At 70.7% G+C, this 22610-nt stretch carries 22 protein-coding genes; 9 read left to right on the top strand and 13 right to left on the bottom strand.

All coding sequences use genetic code 11. From position 1 onward, the window contains the following. Positions 1-115 precede the first annotated feature (115 nt). On the bottom strand, positions 116-1564 hold the full coding sequence (locus ADK86_RS04970) for an MFS transporter (RefSeq protein WP_053695465.1): 1449 nt from the start codon (positions 1562-1564) through the stop codon (positions 116-118). 101 nt (positions 1565-1665) lie between these two features. Between ADK86_RS04970 and ADK86_RS04965 the strand changes: the two genes are divergently transcribed. Continuing rightward, the gene (locus ADK86_RS04965; protein WP_107088421.1) at positions 1666-2580 is read left to right on the top strand and encodes a helix-turn-helix transcriptional regulator; all 915 of its coding nucleotides are present in this window, start codon (positions 1666-1668) and stop codon (positions 2578-2580) included. Positions 2581-2609: 29 nt separating this feature from the next. On the opposite strand, the gene ADK86_RS04960 is transcribed toward ADK86_RS04965, so the two are convergent. Further along, complete coding sequence (locus tag ADK86_RS04960) at positions 2610-4106, bottom strand: MFS transporter (RefSeq protein WP_053695464.1); 1497 nt, start codon at positions 4104-4106, stop codon at positions 2610-2612. Positions 4107-4486: 380 nt separating this feature from the next. Between ADK86_RS04960 and dusB the strand changes: the two genes are divergently transcribed. From dusB to ADK86_RS04945, 3 genes are all read left to right on the top strand, one after another. Next, positions 4487-5614 carry a tRNA dihydrouridine synthase DusB gene (gene dusB / locus ADK86_RS04955; protein ID WP_053695463.1) on the top strand — a complete coding sequence of 376 codons (1128 nt, stop codon included), beginning with the start codon at positions 4487-4489 and terminating at the stop codon, positions 5612-5614. A gap of 398 nt (positions 5615-6012) precedes the next feature. Then, complete coding sequence (gene ppdK / locus ADK86_RS04950; protein ID WP_053695462.1) at positions 6013-8751, top strand: pyruvate, phosphate dikinase; 2739 nt, start codon at positions 6013-6015, stop codon at positions 8749-8751. A gap of 543 nt (positions 8752-9294) precedes the next feature. After that, on the top strand, positions 9295-10248 hold the full coding sequence (locus ADK86_RS04945) for an ArsR/SmtB family transcription factor (RefSeq protein ID WP_053695461.1): 954 nt from the start codon (positions 9295-9297) through the stop codon (positions 10246-10248). Between the two features lie 130 nt (positions 10249-10378). Here ADK86_RS04945 and ADK86_RS04940 read toward each other — a convergent pair whose 3' ends face one another. The 6 genes from ADK86_RS04940 to ADK86_RS04920 form a co-directional block, all read right to left on the bottom strand. Then, positions 10379-11317, bottom strand: coding sequence for a TauD/TfdA dioxygenase family protein (locus ADK86_RS04940; protein WP_420718825.1), 939 nt, complete (start codon positions 11315-11317; stop codon positions 10379-10381). A gap of 259 nt (positions 11318-11576) precedes the next feature. Next, the gene (locus ADK86_RS42970; RefSeq protein WP_159393777.1) at positions 11577-11720 is read right to left on the bottom strand and encodes a hypothetical protein; all 144 of its coding nucleotides are present in this window, start codon (positions 11718-11720) and stop codon (positions 11577-11579) included. 100 nt (positions 11721-11820) lie between these two features. After that, the gene (locus ADK86_RS04935) at positions 11821-12270 is read right to left on the bottom strand and encodes a GNAT family N-acetyltransferase (RefSeq protein ID WP_053695459.1); all 450 of its coding nucleotides are present in this window, start codon (positions 12268-12270) and stop codon (positions 11821-11823) included. A 104-nt stretch (positions 12271-12374) separates the two neighbouring features. After that, the gene (locus ADK86_RS04930; protein ID WP_033029012.1) at positions 12375-13226 is read right to left on the bottom strand and encodes a carbohydrate ABC transporter permease; all 852 of its coding nucleotides are present in this window, start codon (positions 13224-13226) and stop codon (positions 12375-12377) included. A 6-nt stretch (positions 13227-13232) separates the two neighbouring features. Continuing rightward, the gene (locus ADK86_RS04925; protein WP_234345714.1) at positions 13233-14345 is read right to left on the bottom strand and encodes a carbohydrate ABC transporter permease; all 1113 of its coding nucleotides are present in this window, start codon (positions 14343-14345) and stop codon (positions 13233-13235) included. A 5-nt stretch (positions 14346-14350) separates the two neighbouring features. After that, positions 14351-15637: an ABC transporter substrate-binding protein gene (locus tag ADK86_RS04920; protein ID WP_199834354.1), complete on the bottom strand. Its 1287-nt coding sequence runs from the start codon at positions 15635-15637 to the stop codon at positions 14351-14353. A gap of 312 nt (positions 15638-15949) precedes the next feature. Here ADK86_RS04920 and ADK86_RS04915 point away from each other — a divergent pair, with 312 nt between their 5' ends. Continuing rightward, on the top strand, positions 15950-16708 hold the full coding sequence (locus ADK86_RS04915; RefSeq protein ID WP_053695458.1) for an SDR family NAD(P)-dependent oxidoreductase: 759 nt from the start codon (positions 15950-15952) through the stop codon (positions 16706-16708). Positions 16709-16712: 4 nt separating this feature from the next. Here the strand turns inward: ADK86_RS04915 and ADK86_RS04910 are convergent, their stop codons facing one another. Continuing rightward, positions 16713-17120: a MerR family transcriptional regulator gene (locus ADK86_RS04910; protein ID WP_053695457.1), complete on the bottom strand. Its 408-nt coding sequence runs from the start codon at positions 17118-17120 to the stop codon at positions 16713-16715. Between the two features lie 48 nt (positions 17121-17168). Between ADK86_RS04910 and ADK86_RS04905 the strand changes: the two genes are divergently transcribed. From ADK86_RS04905 to ADK86_RS04895, 3 genes are all read left to right on the top strand, one after another. Continuing rightward, entirely contained in the window at positions 17169-18002 is an 834-nt protein-coding gene (locus ADK86_RS04905) for an alpha/beta fold hydrolase (RefSeq protein ID WP_234345713.1), read from the top strand. 83 nt (positions 18003-18085) lie between these two features. Continuing rightward, positions 18086-19204, top strand: a complete 1119-nt coding sequence (locus tag ADK86_RS04900; protein ID WP_063788943.1) for an MFS transporter — start codon at positions 18086-18088, stop codon at positions 19202-19204. 230 nt (positions 19205-19434) lie between these two features. Continuing rightward, on the top strand, positions 19435-19719 hold the full coding sequence (locus ADK86_RS04895) for a putative quinol monooxygenase (RefSeq protein WP_053695454.1): 285 nt from the start codon (positions 19435-19437) through the stop codon (positions 19717-19719). A gap of 79 nt (positions 19720-19798) precedes the next feature. On the opposite strand, the gene ADK86_RS45375 is transcribed toward ADK86_RS04895, so the two are convergent. The 3 genes from ADK86_RS45375 to ADK86_RS04885 are packed head-to-tail and all read right to left on the bottom strand — an operon-like array spanning position 19799 to position 21141. Beyond that, positions 19799-20074, bottom strand: a complete 276-nt coding sequence (locus ADK86_RS45375) for a DUF397 domain-containing protein (protein ID WP_078951818.1) — start codon at positions 20072-20074, stop codon at positions 19799-19801. Between the two features lie 3 nt (positions 20075-20077). After that, positions 20078-20263 carry a DUF397 domain-containing protein gene (locus tag ADK86_RS04890; protein ID WP_053695453.1) on the bottom strand — a complete coding sequence of 62 codons (186 nt, stop codon included), beginning with the start codon at positions 20261-20263 and terminating at the stop codon, positions 20078-20080. Next, positions 20260-21141, bottom strand: coding sequence for a helix-turn-helix domain-containing protein (locus tag ADK86_RS04885; protein ID WP_053695452.1), 882 nt, complete (start codon positions 21139-21141; stop codon positions 20260-20262). Before ADK86_RS04885 ends, ADK86_RS04890 begins: the two co-directional genes overlap by 4 nt. A gap of 196 nt (positions 21142-21337) precedes the next feature. On the opposite strand from ADK86_RS04885, the gene ADK86_RS04880 reads away from it, so the two are divergent. Next, the gene (locus ADK86_RS04880; RefSeq protein WP_053695451.1) at positions 21338-21805 is read left to right on the top strand and encodes an ATP-binding protein; all 468 of its coding nucleotides are present in this window, start codon (positions 21338-21340) and stop codon (positions 21803-21805) included. Here the strand turns inward: ADK86_RS04880 and ADK86_RS04875 are convergent. Further along, positions 21747-22499: a protocatechuate 3,4-dioxygenase subunit beta gene (locus tag ADK86_RS04875; protein ID WP_234345712.1), complete on the bottom strand. Its 753-nt coding sequence runs from the start codon at positions 22497-22499 to the stop codon at positions 21747-21749. The two genes, ADK86_RS04880 and ADK86_RS04875, sit on opposite strands and share 59 nt — an antisense overlap. Positions 22500-22610: the final 111 nt, after the last annotated feature.

Below are 22610 nucleotides of genomic sequence, written 5' to 3'. Positions count from 1 at the left end.
GCGGACGAGCGCGCGGGCGGCGGCACGCTTCAACCATGACATGAGCGATGACAGATTTCAATATCTGTCATTCGCCACTCTGTCTGTGCCGGTGTCACCCCACCCCGGCGCCCGCCTACCGCACCGTCCGCGGCAGCCGGAACGAGAGCCCCACGTTCAGCGCCACCGTCGCCACCTGCGCGAGCAGCGCGATGATCAGCGCGTCCCGTACGCCCAGCGAGGGCAGCAGCGCCAGGAAGAGCGAGCCGAGCGTCGCCACGCCCAGGGCCAGACCGGCCTGCTGCGTGGTGACCATGGCGCCGCTGCCCACCCCGGCCTGGGCGGCGGGCAGCTCGCTGAGCACGATCCGCAGCAGGATCGGCAGGACGAGGCCCTGGCCCACGCCGAGCAGCGCCATGGCGCCCGCCATGGCCGCCGCGGGCACGTCCGGCCACTGCGTACGGAAGATCAGCGCCAGCGCGAGCAGCCCGGCGCCCTGGATCAAGGACCCGGTCAGGACCACCCGCCGCCCGAAGCGGGCCACCAGCCGGGGCCCGGCCAGCGAGGCGAAGAAGAAGGCCACGCACAGCGGCGCGAGGGAGAGCCCGGCCGCCAGCGGCCCGTACCGCAGGCCGTCCTGGAGGGCGACGGCCAGCACGAACATGAAGCCGCCGAAACCCACCGAGAACGGCAGGATCACGGCCAGGCCGCTGCGTACGGTACGCAGGCGCAGCAGGGACGGCGGCACGAGCGGGGTGCGGCCGGCCCGTTCGGCGCGCCGTTCCACGACGACGAACGCCGCGGCGGCGAACGGGAAGACGACCGGCAGCAGCCAGGACCACACCGGCCAGCCCGCCGCGCGGCCCTCGGTCAGCGGCAGCAGCAGGCTGACCAGCGCGACGGCCAGCAGCGCCGTGCCGGGGCCGTCGACCCGGGTCGGATGCGGCGAACGGGTCTCCGGGACGGTGCGCAGCGCCAGCAGCAGAGCCACGGCGGCGACCGGAACGTTCACCAGGAACACCGCGCGCCAGCCGGTCCCCGCGAGGTCGGCGGCGACCAGCAGCCCGCCGAGCACCTGGCCGACAGCGCTGGCGACGCCCGCCGTACCGCCGTACAGACTGACGGCCTTGGCGCGGCGCGCTCCGGTGGTGGTGGACTGGATGGTGGCGAGCACCTGCGGCAGCAGCAGCGCCGCCGCCGCGCCCTGGGCTACGCGCGCCGCGACCAGCGTCCAGGCGTCCGGCGCCAGCCCGCAGGCGAGCGAGGTGACCCCGAAGGCGGCCAGCCCCCACAGGTACAGCCGACGGCGGCCGACCATGTCGCCGAGCCGTCCGCCGACGACGAGGAGGACCGCGTACGCCACGCCGTACCCCGCGACGACCATCTCCAGCAGCGCCGGGCCCGCGCGCAGATCACGGTCGATGGTCGGCAGCGCCACATTGACGATAAAGAAGTCGATCATCGGCAGGGCGGCGCCGAGCAGCACGGTGATCAGCCCGAGCGTGGTCAGTGCGGGGGCGGCGGGACGGGGCGGGGCGGACGCGGTGGTCCGCGGGGGGACGGTTCGTACCTGGGTATCGCTCACAGGGAAGACGATCGTCCGACTCCCAGAGGGGTACCAGAGTCTCCTTATCCTGGTACTGGCGCTACCTGGCAACCCGATGGGCGTTCCGGCACCCTGGAATCATGACCGCCACGATGCCGGAGACGGTGCAGCCGCAGACAGTAAAGCCGCAGACCGCGCAGCAGTCGACGCCCACCGAGGGCGCCGTCCGGCGCGGCGAACTGGCCGCCTTCCTGCGCAGCCGCCGCGAGCGGATCACCCCGGAGCAGGTCGGCCTGCCGCGCGGCCCCCGGCGCCGTACGCCCGGGCTGCGCCGCGAGGAGGTCGCCCACCTGTCCGCGGTCGGCGTCACCTGGTACACGTGGCTGGAGCAGGCCCGGGACATCCACGTCTCGCCGCAGGTGCTGGACGCCGTGGCCCGCGCGCTCCAGATGGACCGGGCCGAGCGCGGACATCTCTTCGCGCTGGCCGGCGCGGCCGATCCGGTGCGCGGCACGGAGTGCGCCGTCGTGACGCAGTCGATGCGGCAGATGCTCGACCAGCTCGCGCCGTTCCCCGCCGTCGTCCAGAACAGCCGCTTCGACATCCTGGCGTACAACAGCACCTATGGGCGGCTGCTGTGCGACCTGGACGCGCTGCCGGAGGAGGACCGCAACTGCATGTGGCTGGCGTTCACCAACGCCGACTGGCGGGCGAGCCTGGTGGAGCTGGACAAGACCCTGTGCGTGATGGCCGCCAAGTTCCGCGCCTCCATGGCCGGGCACGTCGCCGAACCGGCCTGGAAGGCGCTGGTGGCACGGCTGGAGGCGGCCTCCTCCGAGTTCCGTGAGATCTGGGCGCGCCAGGAGGTCGTACGGCCGGTGAGCCACTCCAAGATCTTCCGCCACAAGGAGGTCGGCCTGCTGCGCCTCTCCGCAACCGGCCTGTGGACCGGCCCCAACCACGGCCCCAGGATGCTCACCTACACCCCCGACGACGAGGAATCGCGCGAGCGGCTGGAGCGGCTTCAGGCCCTGATCAGCGGCTGCGGGTCCTGATCAGCGGCTTCAGACCCTGATCAGCGGTATCAGGCCCTGACCCGCGTCTGAGGCTGGTCGCCGGGTCCGGGCCCGGGCGGCGGGGTCTGCCCGTCCGGTGCGTCCTGCGTCGATTCCAGTCGTTCTGCGGTACGGCGTGCGGTCTCGCGCGCCCAGCGGCCGGTGGTCAGTGCTCCCAGCAGCAGTACGGCCGCGCCGCAGCCCGCGATGATCCACCATGCCGGGCGGCTCGCCTCGACGAACTGGCTCCCCGTGGCGGCGGCCCGCGTCCCGCTGGCCAGTACGGCCCCGATCACGGCGACGCCCAGCGATTGCCCCACCTGCCTGCTGGTGGAGGCGATCGCCGCCGCCACACCCGCCTGCGTACGGGGCATCCCGGACACCGCAGTGTTCGTGATGGGCGCGTTGACCAGCCCGAATCCAATACCGAAGAGCACGTACCCGGTGAACAGCAGCGGCGTGCTCGCTTCCGCCTCGAACGCCGCGAACAGTACCCCGCTGGCCACCATCGCCAGCCCCGCCAGCAGCAGGGGCAGCCGCGCGCCCACGGCTCCAACCAGCCGCCCGGACAGCGGTGCGAAGACCAGCGTCATACCCGCCATGGGCAGCATGTAGAGCCCGGCGTCCAGCGCTGACAGGCCCCGGACGTCCTGAAGGTAGAGCGTGTTGACGAACAGGAAGCCGCCGAGCGCGGCGAACGCGCAGACCGCCACGACCGTGGCGCCGCTGAACGGCGCGCTGCGGAAGAACCGCAGGTCGATCAGCGGCTCGGCGCGCCGGCGCTCGTACCACAGCAGTCCGGCCAGCGCGGCGACGGCGGTCGCGGCGAAGCCCAGGATCAGCGGCGAGGTCCAGCCCGCGGCCGGGGCCTCGATGATCGCGTACGTCAGCGTGCCGAGCAGCGCGATCACCAGCAGCTGCCCGACGGGATCGACCCGGCGCGGGTGCGGGGCGCGCGACTCCGGCACGTACCGGACGGTCAGGAACAGCGCGAGCGCCCCGATGGGCACATTGATCCAGAAGATCGCGCGCCAGTCGACGCTCTGCACCAGCAGCCCGCCGACGATCGGCCCGGCCGCCATGCTGATCCCGACCACGCCGCCCCACACGCCGATCGCGCGGGCCCGTTCCTTCGGGTCGGTGAAGGTGTTGGTGATGATCGACATCGCGACGGGGTTGAGCATCGAGCCGCCGACGGCCTGCACCATGCGGAACGCCACCAGGCACTCCAGGTTCGGCGCCAGGCTGCACAGCAGCGAGCCGAGCGCGAAGACCACCAGCCCCGCCTGGAAGACCCGGCGCCGCCCGAGCCGGTCCGCGGTGGAGCCGGCCAGCATCAGCAGCGACGCGAGGACCAGGGTGTAGGCGTCGATCGTCCACTGCATCCCGGACAGCGTGGTGTCCAGGTCCTTCTGCATGGAGGGCAGCGCGACGTTCAGCACGGTGTTGTCGAGGCTGACGATCAGCAGGCTCATACAGCAGATGGCCAGGACCAGCAGGCGTCGCCGATGGCTGAGCTGGGGCATAGGTGAACGCTACAACGAACGGGCGCGGGGGGCTCCGGGGAGGATGCCGGGTGGGGGCGGGGCGGAGGCTCCGGGGGTGTCGGGCGGGTGCGTAACGGCGGCCCCGGCAAGGCTCCCACCTGGCGTCGAAACCGCCGCGCGCGTGCGGGACGGGGCCCCGGTCGGGATGGCGGCTCCGGTCGGGACGGCGGCCCCCGATCAGAACGTCGGCTGGGGCGCGACAACGGCCCCGATCAGAACGTCGGGCGGCCCGCGACAACGCCCCCGATCAGAGCCTCCGGCAGATACGTCACAACAACCCCGTCAACCCTCCCGCGCCGGTGCGCGACAATGGGAGGTCGCCCCCTCCACCCGCCGACCCAGAAGGAAGCCCGCTCCCCATGACTCAGCTGCAGATCGGCCCGCACGCGGTGCAGCCGCCCGTGGTCCTCGCGCCGATGGCCGGGATCACCAATGCCCCCTTCCGGACGCTGTGCCGGGAGTTCTCCGGCGGCAAGGGCCTGTTCGTCAGCGAGATGATCACGACGCGGGCGCTGGTCGAGCGCAACGAGAAGACCATGCAGCTGATCCACTTCGACGAGACGGAGAAGCCGCGCTCGATCCAGCTGTACGGCGTGGACCCGGACACCGTCGGCAAGGCCGTCCGCATGATCGCCGAGGAGGACCTGGCCGACCACATCGACCTGAACTTCGGCTGCCCGGTGCCGAAGGTGACCCGCAAGGGCGGCGGCTCGGCCCTCCCGTACAAGCGCCACCTGCTGCGTTCCATCCTGCGCGAGGCGGTCTCCAACGCCGGCGGGCTGCCCGTGACGATGAAGATGCGCAAGGGCATCGACGACGATCACATCACCTACCTCGACGCGGGCCGGATCGCCGTCGAGGAAGGCGTCACGGCCATCGCGCTGCACGGCCGCACGGCGGCCCAGCACTACGGCGGCACCGCCGACTGGGACGCCATCGCGCGCCTGAAGGAGGCCGTCCCGGAGATCCCGGTGCTCGGCAACGGGGACATCTGGTCGGCGGACGACGCGCTGCGCATGGTGCGCGAGACCGGCTGCGACGGCGTGGTCGTGGGGCGCGGCTGCCTGGGGCGGCCGTGGCTGTTCGGCGACCTGGTGGCGGCCTTCGAGGGGACGGGTACGTACGCGCGGCCCACCCTCAAGGAGGTCGCGGCCGTGATGCTGCGGCACGCCACGCTGCTGGGGGAGTGGCTGGGGGACGAGGCGCGCGGCGTCATCGACTTCCGCAAGCACGTCGCCTGGTACACGAAGGGCTTCTCGATCGGCTCGGAGCTGCGCAAGAAGCTGGCAATCGCCTCGTCGCTGGACGAACTGGACGCTCTGATGAGCGAGCTGGACCTCGACCAGCCCTGGCCCGCGGGCGCCGACGGACCGCGTGGCCGCACATCTGGCCGGAACCGGGTGGTTCTGCCGGACGGCTGGCTGGACGACCCGTACGACCGCGCGGGCGTGACGGCGGACGCGGAACTGGACACTTCGGGCGGATGAGGCGTCCGCCGGGTCCGGTTCCGGGTCCGATTCCGGGTCCGCATGGCGGGACCGGGGCGGGCGCGAGGGCGTGATTCTCGCCACCCTTGATAGGGGGTGCGCTCAGATGAGCAGTTCGCGAGGGAGTGCACCTTCCAAACGATGGCACTGGGTGCCACCCCTCTCGCGTTCGAATGATCAAGTGAAAGTTCGCGACGCGTAGCGGATCTACCCCCTTCCGCTCGCACTGAGCAACCCTGCCTTCAACTCTTGAATAAACCTCTTCGCCCGCCGCGACTTTCGATCTGCTGGCCGACGGCGGGTTACGGGCGTATGTCGACCGAGTGGACGTACCCAGACACCTTCGATCTGGGTATGTTCCTCGCCGTCAGGGCAGACCGCGGCGAGGAGAGAGTCCCGTGCCGGAAACACAAGATCCCCACGTAACCCCGTCCGAGCCTTCGAAGTTCGTCTACGACTTCACCGAGGGCAACAAGGACCTCAAGGACCTCCTCGGCGGCAAAGGTGCCAACCTCGCCGAGATGACCAACCTGGGGCTTCCCGTTCCGCCGGGGTTCACCATCACCACCGAGGCATGCAAGGTCTACCTGGACAGCGGCCAGGAGCCCGCGGCACTGCGTGCCGAGGTCACCGAGCACCTCGAAGCGCTCGAAGCCACCATGGGCAAGAAGCTCGGCCAGGCCGACAACCCCCTTCTGGTGTCGGTGCGTTCCGGGGCGAAGTTCTCGATGCCCGGCATGATGGACACGGTGCTGAACATCGGCCTGTCCGACGCGTCGGTTTCCGGCCTCGCCGCCCAGGCCGGTGACGAGCGCTTCGCCTGGGACTCCTACCGCCGCCTGATCCAGATGTTCGGCAAGACCGTGCTCGGCGTGGACGGCGAACTCTTCGAGGAGGCGCTGGAGGAGGCCAAGCGGGCCAAGGGCGTACGCGTCGACGTCGACCTGGACGCGGCCGACCTGAAGAGCCTCGTCGGCCAGTTCAAGGACATCGTCGCCAAGGAGACCGGGCGGGACTTCCCGCAGGAGCCCCGCGAGCAGATGGACCTCGCCATCCGCGCGGTCTTCGACTCGTGGAACACCGACCGCGCCAAGCTCTACCGCCGCCAGGAGCGCATCCCCGGCGACCTCGGCACGGCCGTCAACGTCTGCTCCATGGTCTTCGGCAACCTCGGCCCGGACTCCGGCACCGGCGTCGCCTTCACCCGCGACCCGGCCAGCGGCCAGCAGGGCGTCTACGGCGACTACCTCCAGAACGCGCAGGGCGAGGACGTCGTCGCGGGCATCCGCAACACCGTGCCGCTCGCCGACCTCGAAGGCATCGACAAGCCGTCGTACGACGAGCTGATGCACATCATGGAAACCCTCGAAACGCACTACAAGGACCTGTGCGACATCGAGTTCACCATCGAGCGCGGCAAGCTGTGGATGCTCCAGACCCGCGTCGGCAAGCGCACCGCCGGCGCCGCCTTCCGCATCGCCACCCAGCTCGTCGACCAGGGCCTGATCGACGAGGCCGAGGCCCTCCAGCGGGTCAACGGCGCGCAGCTGGCGCAGCTGATGTTCCCGCGCTTCGACGAGAACGCGAAGACGCAGATGATCGGCCGGGCCATCGCCGCCTCGCCCGGCGCCGCCGTCGGCAAGGCCGTCTTCGACTCCTACACCGCGGTCAAGTGGTCCCGCTCCGGCGAGAAGGTCATCCTCATCCGCCGCGAGACCAACCCCGACGACCTCAACGGCATGATCGCCGCCGAGGGCATCCTGACCTCGCGCGGCGGCAAGACCTCGCACGCCGCCGTGGTCGCCCGCGGCATGGGCAAGACCTGTGTCTGCGGCGCCGAGGAGCTGGAGGTCGACACCAAGCGCCGCTGTCTGACCGCGCCCGGCGGCATCGTGGTCGAGGAGGGCGACCTGATCTCCATCGACGGCTCCTCCGGCAAGGTCTACCTCGGCGAGGTGCCGGTCGTCCCGTCCCCGGTGGTCGAGTACTTCGAGGGCCGGATGCACGCCGGCGCCGACGACGCCGACGAGCTGGTCAAGGCCGTGCACCGGATCATGGCGTACGCGGACCGGGTGCGCCGGCTGCGCGTACGGGCCAACGCCGACAACGCCGAGGACGCGGCCCGCGCCCGCCGGTTCGGTGCCCAGGGCATCGGCCTGTGCCGCACCGAGCACATGTTCCTCGGCGAGCGCCGCGAGATGGTCGAGCGCCTGATCCTCGCCGACACCGACGCCGACCGCGAGGCCGCCCTCGGCGACCTCCTCCCCCTCCAGAAGGCCGACTTCGTCGAGCTCTTCGAGGCCATGGACGGCCTGCCGGTGACGGTCCGCCTCCTGGACCCGCCGCTGCACGAGTTCCTGCCCGACATCACCGAACTCTCCGTACGCGTCGCCCTCGCCGAGTCCCGCAAGGACGCCAACGAGAACGACCTGCGCCTCCTCCAGGCCGTGCACAAGCTGCACGAGCAGAACCCGATGCTGGGCCTGCGCGGTGTACGCCTCGGCCTGGTCATCCCCGGCCTGTTCGCCATGCAGGTACGGGCCATCGCGGAGGCGGCGGCCGAGCGCAAGAACGCCGCCAAGGGCGACCCGCGCGCCGAGATCATGATCCCGCTGGTCGGCACCGTCCAGGAGCTGGAGATCGTCCGCGAGGAGGCCGAGCAGGTCATCGCCGAGGTCGAGCAGGCCCGCGGCGTGGACCTCAAGCTCACCCTCGGCACCATGATCGAACTGCCCCGCGCCGCCCTGACGGCCGGCCAGATCGCCGAGTCCGCCGACTTCTTCTCCTTCGGCACCAACGACCTGACCCAGACGGTCTGGGGCTTCAGCCGCGACGACGTCGAGGCCAGCTTCTTCACCGCCTACCTGGAGAAGGGCATCTTCGGCGTCAGCCCCTTCGAGACCATCGACAAGGACGGCGTCGGCTCCCTGGTCCGCAGCGCCGCCGAAGCCGGCCGCGCCACCCGCCCCGACCTCAAGCTCGGCGTCTGCGGCGAACACGGCGGCGACCCGGAATCGGTGCACTTCTTCCACGAGGTGGGCCTGGACTACGTCTCCTGCTCCCCGTTCCGCATCCCGGTCGCCCGCCTCGAAGCGGGCCGCGCGGCAGCGGAGTCCCTGGGCAGCGACAGCCGCTGACCGACCCCACCCACCAACAACCGGAGCCGGCCGGGGCCCAACCCTCAACCCCAACCCGGCTCCGGACCCGACGAGGGCGGCACCTGTGCGGAGGTGCCGCCCTCGCTTTTCTCCGGACTCCCCCCTCGGGAGCTGCCGTCAGCCATGTCGGCCTGGTTGACGGCCTTCCACGGCAAATGCTGAGCGGTCGGTTATTGCCTCGTCACCCCCCACGGGATCGAGCAATCCGTTCCATTCGCCTTGCCGTCGAATTGAGTTACAGCTTTCCGGGAACGCGCCGATGGCGCGACCCCTTTCAACTCTGGCCAAAAGGGCGTGGTGACAGCCTGTGTCTGCGTGCATACTCAGAGGGCCGGGGGGTCGACTAGGAGCATTGGTGGGGGTTCGGTGCTACGCGTCCATTTCAGTGGACCGGATCTGGCCCGGGTGCGCATTGCCGCGCGCCCTGACGTGCTGTGGGAGACCGTTTTAAGTTTTCACCGACTGCGCGACCGGCGGCCCGGCCCGGTCCTCGGCAAATGGCGTGCCGAAGCACGTTCCCGGTTGAATGGTGAAACACGGCTGCTGGCGCCGCTCGTTCCCACGCGCGGCTATTTTCCGGATTTCCTGACGCCCGCGGAGGGGCTGCTCGGCCTCGACGAAGGGCTTGAAGCGGTGCGCGCAACCCCGCCCGCCCGACTACACGCCGAACTTTCGCGGCTGCCCGCCACCCGCCCGCTGCCTTCGTGGCTGCGGGCGCTCAGCGAGGGCGATTCCGCGGCGCTCGGGCGGCTCACCGGCGCGCTGCAGAGCTATTACGAGAACGCGGTCGCGCCGTACTGGCCGCGGCTCCAGGCCCGTATCGAGGCGGACCGCGCCGCCCGCGGCCGGGCGCTCCTCGACGGCGGCGCCGACCACCTCCTCGCCACGCTCCCGCCCACCATGCGGTGGCGGCCACCGGTCCTGGAGGTGGACTACCCGGCGGACCGCGACCTCTTCCTGAACGGCCGGGGGCTGCTCCTGCTGCCCTCGTTCTTCTGCCGCCGCACCCCCGTCACCTTCTACGACCCGGACCTGACGCCCGTCCTCGTCTACCCCGTCGAACACCCCGCGCCCCGCCTCGTCACGCCGGCCGCCCCCGTCCACGCGTCGCTGGGCAAGCTCGTCGGCCGGACCCGGTCGGCGATCCTGCACGGGGTGGGCGGCGGCTGCACGACGAGCGAGCTGGCGCGGCGCGTCGACGTGTCGCTGGCGTCGGCCAGCCAGCATGCGACGGTGCTGCGGGACGCGGGCCTGCTCCTGACGCTGCGTCATGGCAATGCCGTGCTGCACACGCTGACGCCACTGGGGGCGGCGCTGCTGCGGGGCGGGCCGGAGGTCGATGTGCGCGGGGTGGACACCCGGGGGCTGGAGATCAGGGGGCTGGAGATCAAGGAGAGCGAGGAGTGGGAAGCCAGGGGGATGGGGGCTCGGGAGGCAGGGGGCCGGGAGATGGAGGCTCGGGAGGTGGGTGCTTAGCCCCTGGGTGCCGGAGGCGTGCAGTAACGTTCCTGCGCTCGGGGTGGGTAGGGGCGCGGGGCGTCGTACCGTGGCCCTCGCCTTGGTACGGCCGGTGGCACGGGGGTGCCGTACCACCGCGATCCCCGCCTCAGTACGGCCGGTCGCCCGCGATCGCCACGCGCTCGGCCACCCGGCGCTGCGTGCTGTAGTCGTTGACCGCGTAGTGCTGCGTGGCGCGGTTGTCCCAGAACGCGATGTCGCCCGCCTGCCAGCGGAACCGCACCTGGAACTCCGGCACGTGCGCCTGCTGGAAGAGCAGCCGCAGCAGCCGGTCGCTCTCCGCCCGCTCCAGCCCCACGATGCGGGTGGTGAACGAGGTGTTGACGAACAGCATCCGGCGGCCGGTCTCTGGATGCCGCCGTACGACCGGGTGCTCCACCGGCGGGAACTGCTCCTGGAACGGTGCCAGCCGCTCGGCGGAGTAGAAGCGGGCGAAGCCCGGCAGGAAGTCGTGGACGGCGGTGGCGCCGTCGATCCGGTCCTTCACGTCCTGCGGCAGGTTGTCGTACGCCGCCGCCATGTCCGCCCACATGGTGTCGCCGCCGAACGCCGGCACCTCGCGCAGCTGCAACACCGCGCCCAGCGCGGGGCGTTCGCGGAACGTCACGTCCGTGTGCCAGACGTTCTCGAAGGTCGGCACCGCGCTGCGGTCGAACCGCGCCACGTCCTCCGCGTCACCCGTCGCCAGCAGCGGATTCGTCTCCAGTTCACCCCAGTTGCGGGCGAACGCGCGCTGCGTGGCGGACGTGAGGTGCTGCCCCCGGAAGAAGAGCACCTTCCACTCCAGCAGCGCGCGGTTCAGATCGTCGCGCAGCGCCGGGGTGAGCGGCCGGGACAGATCGAGGCCGCGGATCTCCGCACCGATGGTGCTCGCCTGCGGGACGACATCGAAGCGCTCGTACGGGCGGTCCTCCCAGTCCTCGGGGGTGCGGCGCAGGACGCGGTGGCCTTCGTACAGGCCGTCAGCGGGGATGCGATGGTCGCGGAGGGTGGGGCGGGAAGAGATCGGGGTGGTGGGGTCGGTGATGGCCGTCAACTGGTCCTCCTGGAGTGTGAGGAGCGAGGTACGGGACGCGGGTCACGGGTGCGGGCACCCGGCGCGGAGCGTGTGCTGCGAGATCCGCGGTGGGGGAAGCGCGGTGGGGGAAGCGCGGTGCGGGGAGTGCTCCGCGCGGTACGAGAAGCGCTTCGCGCTGTGCGGAGGTGGCCGGGCCTGGTGAGGGCGGTGTGCCGGTCAGGACAGGCCGGGGACGCTGCCGTGGAGACGGGCGGTCATCGCCCGGTGATCACCAACAGCGGCGGAGGGCGGTGGCCGGGGGAGAACCCACCCGGCCACGGCGGCGCAGGAACGTCATGCCGCGGGGTGCGCACTCGCCGTGGGGGCCGCAGCGCAGCGGCTCCGCCTCACGGGACGTCGAGTACGTGGTCATGGCACGCACCGTACCTCATGAGCGGGGCGGGTGGCACCGGGCACACCGGACCCACCCGTCACGCCCCTGACAAGTTGCCGGGCCCGCCCCCGCCTCGACCTCAGCCGAGCTTCTTGTACAGATACACGTCCTCATGACCACCGGGTATCCCGGGCAGACGGCCCACCTCCTCGTATCCCTGCCGCTGGTAGAACTCCGGTGCCTGGAAGGTGTACGAGGACACTGCGGCCCGGTCGCAGCCGCGCCGTATCCCCTCCTCCTCGGCGGCCCGCAGCAGCTTCGTGCCCCAGCCCTGTCCGCGGCTGTCCTCTCGTATCCACAGCAGGTGGATGTCGCACAGCCCGCCCCAGGCCCGGGCACTCAGCCCGCCGATCAGCTCGCCGTCCGCGTCCGTCACCCGTACCGAGAATTCGGCCTCCTCGGCGTGGCCCGTGGCCGCGGCGTTGAAGGCGTCGAGCCCGTCCTCCAGGCGCTTGACCAACTCCGGGTCATGCTCGCCGACGGTGAGGGCGGCACCCTGGCCCTGCGCCGGCTTCGTCGCTTCGCTCATGGTCGAGTATCCCCACAGGCGCCATGCGCCCCGCTACCGACTTTCGTCGCCGAACCACTGAGCTTTGGTCGCCGAATGGCCCCGCCGTCCGCAACCCAGCGCCCTCAGTCGTCGATCCCGGACCGCTCCACCCCCGCCACGATGTACCGCTGCAACAGCACGAACACGACCACCAGCGGGGCGATCGAGATCGCCGCGGCGATGAACAGCTCGTGCAGGTTGAGGTTCTGGGCCGTGGTGAACGTGGACAGCGCCACCTGTACCGTCCAGGACTCGCGGTCCTGCCCGATGACCAGCGGCCACAGGAACGCGTTCCACGCGCCGATGAAGACGATCGTGCCGACGGCCGCGAAGACGGGGCGCGAGTTGGGCACCACGATGCGCCAGTACGTACGCCAGTGGCCGAGCCCGTCCACCCGCGCCGCGTCCTCCAGCTCCTTCGGGAAACCCAGGAAGTACTGACGGAATATGAAGCAGGCGAAGGCGCTGAACAGGGTCGGGATGATCAGGCCGCGCAGGGTGGAGATCCAGCCGAGCGTCGAGACGAGGACGAAGCTGGGGACGAAGGTGACCGCCGCCGGGACCATCAGGGTGCCGAGGATGGCGTAGAAGACGACGTTGGCGTACCGGTACGGGATGCGTGCCAGCCCGTACCCGGCCAGCGACGCGAGCAGCACCGTGCCGACCGTCGTGGACACCGCGATCAGCGTGGAGTTCAGCAGCGCCCGCGCCAGCGGCAGGTTCGGATCGGCGAAGACATCGGTCAGGTTCGACCACTGGATGTCGCGCGGGAAGAACGTCCAGTCGGGGGCGGTGATGTCCTGCTCGGTGGCCAGGCCGTTGCGTACGAGCAGGTAGAAGGGGATGAGGAAGAGGACGGCGAGGATCGTGACGATCACCGCGCGCAGGGCGCGTCCGGTCCGTACGCGGGGGTCCACCCGCTTCGATACGGTCATCGGCGATCAGTCCTCCTTCCGTCCGAGCCCGAACCAGCGGGCCTGTACGACGGTCGCCACCGCGATGATCAGCGCGAGGATGACCGCGCCGGCGCTCCCCAGCCCCAGGTTCTGTTCCTGGCCGAGCGCGGTGTAGTAGAGGTAGACCAGCGGCGGACGGGCGTACGGCGGGTAGCCGCGGGCGTCGGACATCAGGTTGTAGAACTCGTCGAACGCCTGGAACGCGTTGATCACCAGCAGCAGGACGACGGCGACCGAGGTCGCGCGCAGCTGCGGCAGGGTGATGTGGCGCAGCGTCTGCCAGCCGGGCCGCGCGCCGTCCACCGCCGCGGCCTCGTACAGTCGCGGAGAGATCCGTTGCAGTCCCGCCAGGAACAGAATCATGTAGAAACCGGCCTGGAGCCATAGCCGTACGGTCACGATCACCAGCCAGTACCAGGGCGGGTCGGACGTGGACAGCCAGGCTGTCTGGTCCGCGCCGAACCACCCCAGCACGGTGTTGGCGAGCCCGAACCTGACCCCGTTGAAGATCGACAGCTTCCAGATGAGCGCGGCGACCACGTACGAGCACGCGGTCGGCAGGAAGAAGACCGAGCGGAAGAACGCCTGGGCGAAGCGCAGCCGGTTGACCATGAGCGCGAGCGCGAGCGACACCACGTAGGTCGTCGGCACGATGAAGGCCGTGAACAGCAGGAACGTTCCCAAACTGCTCAGGAACGCGTGATCGCCCAGCATCGACACATAGTTGTCCAGCCCGACGAAGTCCGTCGGACTGACCGTGTTGTGGGCGTCGAAGAAGCTGAGATAGACACTCCAGGCCAGCGGAACGTACGTGAAGAACGCGAGACCGATCGCGAACGGTCCGACGAAGGCCCAGAACCACAGGTTCCGGTTCTGCGGGCCGCGGAAGCGCCGCAGACGGCCGGCGCCGCCGCCTTGGCCGCTCCCACCGGCCTCACCAGCTCCACCGGCCTGGCCACCCTGGCCACCCTTTGCGGCCCCGCCGTCCCGGCCGACGTCTGCGGCCCGGCTGCCTAGGCCGGCCTCCAGGGCCTCGCCGTCCCGCCCCCGCATCGGCACCCGGCCCTGCCCCACCCCGCTCTGCCTCACCCCGCCCACGTCCGTCACTTCTTCTTCGCCCGCTGCAACTCCGAGTTGACCTTCCGCACGACTGCTTTCAGTTCTGTCTCCGGATTCGCGCCGTCCTTGATGATGTGGTTCAGCGCGTCCTGATAGGCGGTGCGGCTGGCGGTCGTCCAGAGCAGCGGCTCGGCGAAGCCGTGATCGGTGGCGAAGCGCACCGCTTCCGCCGCCGCGCCCTCCTTGAGCTGCTTGGCCTTCTTGGCGAGCGAGATACGGGCGGGGATGTGGAAGCCGTACGAGAGGGCGAAGTCCTCCTGCTTGTCGGTTCCGTCCACCCACAGCCACTTCACGAACGCCTTGGCCTCCTTCTGGTGCTTGCTGCGCGCGCTGACCGCCGAGCCGTACGCGCCCACGGGGACGGCTGGTTTCCCGGCGCCGTCCTTCGGGAACGGCAGCACCCCGAAGTCGTCCCCGAGAGCCTTCTTGACCTGCGGCAACGCCCACAGCCCCGACCACTGCATGGCGGTCAGCCCCTGGACGAAGGCCGCCGGGTCGGACCAGTCCGTCGGCGCCCCGAGCAGCAACGATCCGTCGGCGTAGAGCTGCCGGACCTTGCCCAGGACGCGAGCGGCGGCCGGGTCATCGAAGCCGACCTTCCCGTCCTCCGTGATCAGGCTGAGCCCCGCGGCGAACAGCGGCGTGCCGCCCAGCACCGCGGCCCCGCCGTCGTTGCCCAGGAACAACCCCTTGACCTTGTCCTTCCGGTGGTGCCGCGTCAGCGTCTTCGCCGCCTCCACCAGCTCGTCCACACTCCGCGGCGGCTGCACCCCCGCCGCCTGCAACAGGCTCTTGCGGTAGAAGAGCAGCTGCGTGTCTATCGTCTGCGGCACCGCCCAGATCTTGCCGTCCCAGATCTTCGGCTTCAGCACGGCCTGATTGAAGTCGTCCTTGACGGACTCGATCTGCTCGGTCACATCCACGATCTGACCGCCCTTGATCTGATCCAGCCGCGGCCCGTCGACCTCGAAGACGTCCGGGCCGGAGTCCGTCAGCAGCGCGGCGGCGGTCTGCCGGTCGTAGTCGCCGGGCCGCCACTGCACGGTGACCCGCGCCTTGTCGTACGCGGCGGCATACCGCTTCACGGCCGCCTCGGTACCGGGCTCGCCGTACTGGTGGTACCACTGGCTGAGCGCAGGCCCCGAACCCTTCCCGCCACGGCCGGTGTTGGAGCCGCACGCCGCCAGCACGCCGGTGAGCGCCGCGCCCCCGGCCGTGGCGAGCAGCCGCCGTCTGCCGATACCGAAGCCTGTGCCGCCGTCGCGTGTCATGCCGATCGCCCCCTGCGTAGCTCGTGCGCCGTTACCCGCTGTCTGCCTGGCCGTTCCGTATATCCGCCGGTGCCGTCCCGCCGCGTAGGTGATCGACGATCATCGTCCGCCGCGAGCGCCTACTCTGCCGTACCCGCGTGAAGGACGCGTTGCACCTGCGCGAAACCGGCCGGTGGCGGCGCCCGTAGGAGTGAGCACCGCACGGCACCCCGGTGTTCCCGCGCGGGCCGGCCGCCGCGGAAGCCTGGTGTTCCCACACCCAGGTTCAGCACGCACTCCTGCGCATCGGCGCGCGCCCGCACCATCTCTTGCATGAACCGCTTCACGAACAAGACAGTCCTGATCACCGGCGGCACCAGCGGCATGGGATTCGCCGCCGCGCGCCGGTTCCTCGACGAGGGCGCGTACGTCGTCATCACCGGCCGCGACCGGGCCCGCCTCGACGCGGCGGCGGCGCGCCTCGACGCCCCGGACCGCCTCCTGGCCGTACGCGCCGACGCGGCCTCCCTGCCCGACCTGGACGCGCTCGTACGCGACATCGAAGCCTGGCGCGGCACCCTCGACGCGGTCTTCGCCAACGCGGGCGTCGGCATCTTCAAGCCCAGCGCCGAACTGACCGAGGCCGACTTCGACACCACCGTCGACGTCAACTTCAAGGGCGTCTTCTTCACCGTCCAGAAGGCACTTCGCCTCATGGACCGCGGCGGTGCCCTCGTCCTGAACGCCTCATGGACCCTCTACCGCGGCATGTCCGTGGCCTCGGCCTACTCGGCCACGAAGGCCGCCGTCCACAACCTGGCCCGCACCCTCGGCGCCGACCTGGCCCCCCGCGGCATCCGCGTCAACTCCGTGAGCCCCGGCTACATCGATACGGAGATGTTCCGCGCCGCGAACACGTCCCCCGACGCCGAGGCCCGCCTCGCCGCCGAAGTCCCCCTCCAGGCCGTCGGCCAGGCCGACCAGGTCGCCGCCGCGGTGGCCTTCCTGGCCTCGGACGACGCGTCGTATGTGACGGGGCAGGACCTGGTGGTGGACGGGGGGCTGGTGGGGGCGCGGCCGGTGGAGTCGTAAGACCTCATCCACTGCGCGAGCCGGACCTGACCTCGGCTGCCTCCGGCCCTCCGGCGTTCTGAAGAGGCGCGGCGGCGATAACGGTGTCGAGCATCGTGCGGGAGGTCTGCAACTCCTCGATGGCGCGGGTGATCCGCTCGCTCTCCTGCCGCAACTGGGCGACCAGATCCGGACAGGTGGGCACAAGGCGGCCGTCGTCCGATCGGATGCAAGGGAGCACCTGAGCGATCAGAGAGGTCGGGAGACCGGCTGCCAGCAGACAGCGGATGCGGCGCACCACCTCGACGTCCGACTCGCTGTAGACGCGGTAGCCGCTCGGCAGCCGCTCCGGTGCCAGCAGTCCCTGCTGCTCGTAGTAGCGCAGCAGCCGCTCATGGACTCCCGTGCGACGCACCATTTCCTTCATGCGCATGCGGCTCGCGCCTCCCCGTGCGCAACGCGCGACTTGACTCTGACACTGATGTCGGAGTTTAGCGTCGGCGACATGATCACCGATTCCTCGCTTCCCCTGTCCGACCTCGACGTCCTCGTGAAGGGCAATGGCCCCGCACTCCTGCTCGCCCACGGTGCCGGTGGCGGCATCCAGGGAAACTTCGGCCTCGTCCTCGACGACCTCGCCCAGGACCACACCCTCGTAGGCCCGCACTATCCGGGAGCGGGCAGCTCCCCCGTGGCCACCGGACCTCTGGATCTGGACGACCTCGCCGACCAGCTGGTTGCCGCCGCCGTCGCGGCGGGCCAGGAGTCGTTCGCCGTGCTCGGGGAGTCGCTCGGCAGCGCCGTGGCCGTCCGGGTCGCCGCCCGGCATCCCGAGCGGGTACGGGCACTCGTCCTCACCGCCGGTTTTCCGGTCGCCGACCCCGTTCTGGACCTGGCCGCCCGGCTTATCAAGTCCCTCGGGGAAGCGGGCCGGTGGGACGACGTGGCCCGGCTCGCCTGCCTCTCGTGCATGTCGCCGTCTGATCTGGCGGGCATCGACCCGGCCGACCTCGACGCGGCGGTCGCCCAGACCCTGGCCGGGATGCCCCCGGGCATGCTGGACCACTTCGACCTGGTGTCCCGCGTGGACGTCCGGCCGGACCTGGAGAACCTGTCCGCGCCCACCCTCGTGGTGGCGCCCACCGGCGACCGGCTGGTGCTGCCCCAGAGCTCGTACCGGCTGGCGGCGGGCATCCCGGGTGCCAAGCTGATCGAACTGCCCGGTGCGGCACACATCCTGAACGAGGCCGACCGTGCGACGTGGCTGCGCCATGTCCGCGAGTTCCTCGGCGCTCTTCCCGCGGTGTCGGTGTGACCGCTCTGTCCCCCGCACGACCGGCCCGGCGCCCCACAGTGTCTCCGGCACGGCGCCGGGCCGGCCTGGCTGTCCTCGCCACCATGACGTTCGTGGTCGTCACCACCGAGATGCTGCCGGTCGGCCTGCTGACCTTGATCAGCGACGATCTGGGGGCCGCGCGATCACGGGTGGGACTGCTGGTCACCGTGTACGCCTTCACCGTCGGGCTGACCGCGGCCCCGCTCACCACCTGGACCGCGGGCTGGCCACGCAAGCGCCTCTTCGTCGCGGTGGGTGCGGTCTTCTTTCTGGGGACCGTGCTTTGCGGGCTCGCGGTGAACTACCCGATGCTGGCGATCGGCCGGTTCGTCTGCGGTACTGCGCACGGAGTCTTCTGGTCGATCGTCGCCGGGTACGCCGCCGCGCTCGCCGGGCCGGAACACGCGGGCCGCGCGACATCCATCGTCTTCGCGGGAAACTCGGCGGCCCTCGTCCTGGGCGTACCTTTGGGGACCGCTCTCGGCGGCGCCGTAGGGTGGCGCGGTGCCTTCTGCGCCGTGGCGGCCCTCGGTCTCGGGGCGCTCGCCGCCGCCCTGCGGCTCCTGCCGGGCATCCCCGAACGCCGCGCCCCGCGCTCCAGCAGCCTTTCCGGCGTGCTGCGGCTGCCCGGCCTGCGGCCCGTGGTGGCGGCAACCGCGTTGCTCGTTCTGGGGCACTTCACGGTCTACACCTACGTGACGCCCCTGCTGCACGAGGTCGGCGCCTTCAGCGAGGCTGCCATCGGCATGCTGCTGGCACTGTACGGCCTGGCCGGCTTCCTGGGTACGTGGCTCGGAGGCGCCCTGGCGGACCGCCGGCCACAGCCGGCCCTGCTCGGCACCATCGCGCTGATGGCGGCCGCACTGCTCCTGCTCGGGGCGGGCATTCGCCTGCAACCGCTCGCTGTTGCCGCCGTGGCCCTGTGGGGCATCGCTTTCGCCGCCCTGCCGGTAACTCTGCAAGCAAGCGTTCTCCGCCTGGGCAGCGCCGCCCCCGATGCGGCGTCTTCCTGGTACGTGGCCGCGTTCAACCTGGGCATCGGAGGCGGCGCCCTGACGGGCGGGCTGCTGAGCGCCACGACAGTGGCGGCGCTCCCGTGGGCGGCTCTGATCGCCGTGCTGCCGGCCGTCGCCCTCGTCCGGACGGGACGGGCAGCCCTCCCTCGTCCACTGCCGAGGTAGGTACCGGACCTACGGCGGCACCGGGCACAGGCCCCGGCCCTTGCCCGAGGTCCGCGCCCGCGTCCACGCAGGAGACGGCCCGTTGCCCGCATCAGCCGGCGCGTTCGGCGGAAAGCGCAGGTCAGGGCGATTGTCAGACCCCTGGTGCATGCTCTTCGTACAGGGCTTCCGCAAGCCGGCGGCTTACGGCCCTGCGGCCGCAACCTGCGCCTGTCCCCGAGGAGTCGTCCATGATCATCGTGTCCGGCAAGCTCCACGTCGCCCCCGAAGCCCGCGCCGCGTACCTGACCGGCTGTGACGCGGTGGCCGAACAGGCCCGCAGATCCCCCGGCTGCCTGGACTACGCCCTCTCGCCCGACCGCCTCGACCCGAGCCGGATCAACGTGTACGAACGCTGGAAGTCCGACGCCCACCTTGCCGCGTTCCGCGGCGCGGGACCCGAGCCGGAGCAGGCGGCCGAGATCCTCGGAGCCGAGGTGAGCAAGTACCGAATATCCGGGGTGGAGGCGGCGTAGGGGCCGTTTCGCTGTGCGTGGACTTGCGGTACTTCCGTTGGGTCATGGGGCACGGCTCCCGGGCCGCCCGTGCCGAGGTCTAGTGGGGGCCCAGGTTCGCTCCAGCGCCGACCGGTGACATCTGCTTTGTAAGAGCTGCTGTCTCGGGCTCGTGCGCGGGAGCTGCCGGTTGGCTGCGCGGTTCCGCGTTGAGCCCAGCGAGGAAGGATGCCCAGGCGGTGGGGGAGAGGTGGAGGGTGGGACCGGTGGGGTGGTTGGAGTCGCGGATGGTGATGGTGTGGCGGGTGGTGGTTACTTCGACGCACTCTTCCTGGGCGTTGCTGTAACTGGACTTGCGAAATCTCGGGGCGACCATAGGTCATGACTCCGTGTGCAGTGTGGTGAGGAAGGATGCCCATGCGGTGGCGCTGACGCGCAAAGTTGGGCCGTCGGTGTGCTTGGAGTCGCGTATGGCCACGGTGCGGGGGACGTTGACGGCTACTTCGACGCACTCTTCCTGGGCGTTGCTGTAGCTGGACTTGCGGTACTCGTGTCTGTCGTTCACTGCAGTTCCTCGGCGATCTTGGCGATCAGGGACCGGGAGTCCGTCTCGCTCAGCGCGCGCTGGGCGATTTTCTCGTACAGACCGCGATACTTCGCAGCTCCCTCGCCCCCTTCGATCCACAGTTGGGTGAGAGGCACCTCGACGTACACCACGTCCATGGCGCCGTCGTCGGAGAAGGAGATGATGTTGAACGGCGTCTCAAGGCCGGCGGTGACACCCGCGTTGAAAGGGTAGAGCCGCACAGCCACGTTGGGCAGTTTGCCCACCGCTAGCAGGTGTTGTAGCTGGTCAAACATGATCGATGCATCGCTGAAGGTATGCCGCAGGGCGGCTTCGTGGAGTACGACCTCGAGGCGGAGTGGTCGCGGCTCGTGGAGCCTTCGTTGACGTTCGAGCCGGGCGGCCACGAACGTCTCGTCCTGGTCGGCTCGTGGTGTGACAGCGGCGTCGCGTCGGAGGACGCGGATGTAGTCGGGTGTCTGGAGCAGCCCCGGGATGAACGTCGGATGCCAGACCCTGATCGTTGTCGCCGCTTGTTCGAGGGCGATGTACTCCTTCATGTTGCCGGTGAGAGGGAAGTCGACCCACCAGCCTCTGGCTTTCCGGCGCTCGCGGTCGAGGCGGGCCAGTTCGAGTAGGTAGCCGATCGTCTCGATGTCGGCTCCGTACAGCTCGCACAGCGCGCGAATGTCCGGGTCGCGCATCGGGACCCAGCCACCCTCCATCTTGGCGATCTTGGTGGTGGAGGCGGTGAGGGCCTTGGCGGCGTGGGGCTGGCGGAGACCTGCTGCGGTGCGCAGGCGCATCAGTTCGCCGCCGAGTCTGCGACCCAAGACCGTTGAGGTGCTGTTTCCCTGCGTCGGCTGGCTGGTTCCCACGTATTGCTCCTCCTGAGCGGTGCCGGGTCAGTCTGGTGGCGGCCGAGGCGGCACCGCAACTCGTTCGGAGGATTTCCTCCGAGAGGAACTTGTACGGCATGCCGCGCCGTCCTACCGTCCGTAACGACCGAACTGCTCGCGCGGCCGCATCAGTTGGCGCAAGGGTGTGCGCTGCTCGTACTCGGAGGTGGCGTCGATGATCTCTCCGCATGACCCCGTGGAAACCGTCCTCTACGAGGACCTGCTCGATTACACGCCGTTCCCCAGGAGCGTGCGGCTCGCGCGGTATCGGATGGCCCGGCTGCTGTGGGAGTGGGGGTACGGGTACCTCGTCGACGACGCGGAGTTGGTGGTCTCGGAGCTGCTGACGAACGCGATCGTGCACGGGCGGGTGCCCGGGCGGCTCGTGCGCGTGCATCTCACCGTCGGGAAGGAGGTGCTGCGGGTGGCGGTGAGTGATGCGAAGGGGGAAGTCCGGCCCTCGGTGCGGGAGTCGGGGGCGGACGGTGTCGGCGGGTGGGGGCTGCTGCTCGTACAGGAAGTGGCCGTGCGGTGGGGCGTACGGGACCGGGAGATCGGCAAGACCGTGTGGTGCGAGCTGGACGTCAGGCGGGGGCGGCCGTCGGGGCCGGGCCGCCGAGCACGATGTCCCAGTGGTAGGTGAGGGAGGAGGGGCGGCCCGGTAGTAGCGGCCCGGGGGCGTACGTGGCGATCAGGCGGCGGCGGGCCGCGGCGGTCGGGGCCGCGTGCAGTACCGAGTCGTGGGCCAGGAGCGGGTCGCCCTCGAAGTACATCTGCGTGACCAGGCGTTGCGTGAAGGCGCGGCCGAAGAGGGAGAAGTGCAGGTGCGCGGCGCGCCAGGGGTCGCCGGGGGTACCGAGCGGGTACGGGCCCGGCTTGATCGTGGTGAAGGCGTAGCGGCCGGCGGCGTCGGTGAGGGCGCGGCCCGTACCGGTGAAGTTCGGGTCCAGGGGCGCGTCGTGCTGGTCGCCCTGGTGGGCGTAACGGCCGGCGGCGTTCGCCTGCCAGAGTTCGATGAGCTGGTGGGGGACCGGGCGCCCCCGGTCGTCCAGGAGGCGGCCGGTCACGGTGATGCGTTCGCCGATCGGGGTGCCCGGGTGCTGGGCGGTGAGGTCGCAGTCGAGGGGCGTCACGTCGGTGTGGCCGAAGACCGGGCCGTGGAGTTCGGCGCTTTCCGGGTCGGTGGGCAGACGTACCGGCGGGAGGGTCGGGTGGCGCAGGGGGAAGCCCCGGTATGGCGTCGGCGTGGGGGCGGCCGAGGGTATCGCGGACGTGGACGCGGCTGCGGGGGGCGACGAGGGCGTGGACGAGGGCATGGGCGTGGATGCGGTCGGCATGCAGACGTTGTCGCATCGGACGCCGGGCCCGGCAAGACGGCGTACCGTACCGGCCCGGTGGCGCTCGCCCCGCGGGTACGCCACGGCCGCCGGTCCCGGGGCGTACGCCTG

Origin of the sequence: Streptomyces sp. NRRL F-5755, from assembly GCF_001279365.1 — a bacterium.
In the GTDB taxonomy this organism is placed as follows: Bacteria; Actinomycetota; Actinomycetes; order Streptomycetales; family Streptomycetaceae; genus Streptomyces; species Streptomyces rimosus.
This window is presented reverse-complemented; position numbering and strand designations above follow the sequence as displayed.

Excerpts from the sequence above, each read along its gene's own strand:
- ADK86_RS04915 (WP_053695458.1), top strand. The coding sequence starts at position 15,950 with ATGAACCGCTTCACGAACAAGACAGTCCTGATCACCGGCGGCACCAGC.
- ADK86_RS04900 (WP_063788943.1), top strand. The coding sequence starts at position 18,086 with ATGACGTTCGTGGTCGTCACCACCGAGATGCTGCCGGTCGGCCTGCTG.
- dusB (WP_053695463.1), top strand. The coding sequence starts at position 4,487 with ATGACTCAGCTGCAGATCGGCCCGCACGCGGTGCAGCCGCCCGTGGTC.
- ADK86_RS04895 (WP_053695454.1), top strand. The coding sequence starts at position 19,435 with ATGATCATCGTGTCCGGCAAGCTCCACGTCGCCCCCGAAGCCCGCGCC.
- ADK86_RS04930 (WP_033029012.1), bottom strand. The coding sequence starts at position 13,226 with ATGACCGTATCGAAGCGGGTGGACCCCCGCGTACGGACCGGACGCGCC.
- ADK86_RS04960 (WP_053695464.1), bottom strand. The coding sequence starts at position 4,106 with ATGCCCCAGCTCAGCCATCGGCGACGCCTGCTGGTCCTGGCCATCTGC.
- ADK86_RS45375 (WP_078951818.1), bottom strand. The coding sequence starts at position 20,074 with ATGGTCGCCCCGAGATTTCGCAAGTCCAGTTACAGCAACGCCCAGGAA.
- ADK86_RS04880 (WP_053695451.1), top strand. The coding sequence starts at position 21,338 with ATGATCTCTCCGCATGACCCCGTGGAAACCGTCCTCTACGAGGACCTG.
- ADK86_RS42970 (WP_159393777.1), bottom strand. The coding sequence starts at position 11,720 with ATGACCACGTACTCGACGTCCCGTGAGGCGGAGCCGCTGCGCTGCGGC.
- ADK86_RS04965 (WP_107088421.1), top strand. The coding sequence starts at position 1,666 with ATGACCGCCACGATGCCGGAGACGGTGCAGCCGCAGACAGTAAAGCCG.
- ADK86_RS04910 (WP_053695457.1), bottom strand. The coding sequence starts at position 17,120 with ATGCGCATGAAGGAAATGGTGCGTCGCACGGGAGTCCATGAGCGGCTG.
- ADK86_RS04875 (WP_234345712.1), bottom strand. The coding sequence starts at position 22,499 with ATGCCGACCGCATCCACGCCCATGCCCTCGTCCACGCCCTCGTCGCCC.
- ADK86_RS04935 (WP_053695459.1), bottom strand. The coding sequence starts at position 12,270 with ATGAGCGAAGCGACGAAGCCGGCGCAGGGCCAGGGTGCCGCCCTCACC.
- ADK86_RS04905 (WP_234345713.1), top strand. The coding sequence starts at position 17,169 with ATGTCGGAGTTTAGCGTCGGCGACATGATCACCGATTCCTCGCTTCCC.
- ADK86_RS04920 (WP_199834354.1), bottom strand. The coding sequence starts at position 15,637 with ATGACACGCGACGGCGGCACAGGCTTCGGTATCGGCAGACGGCGGCTG.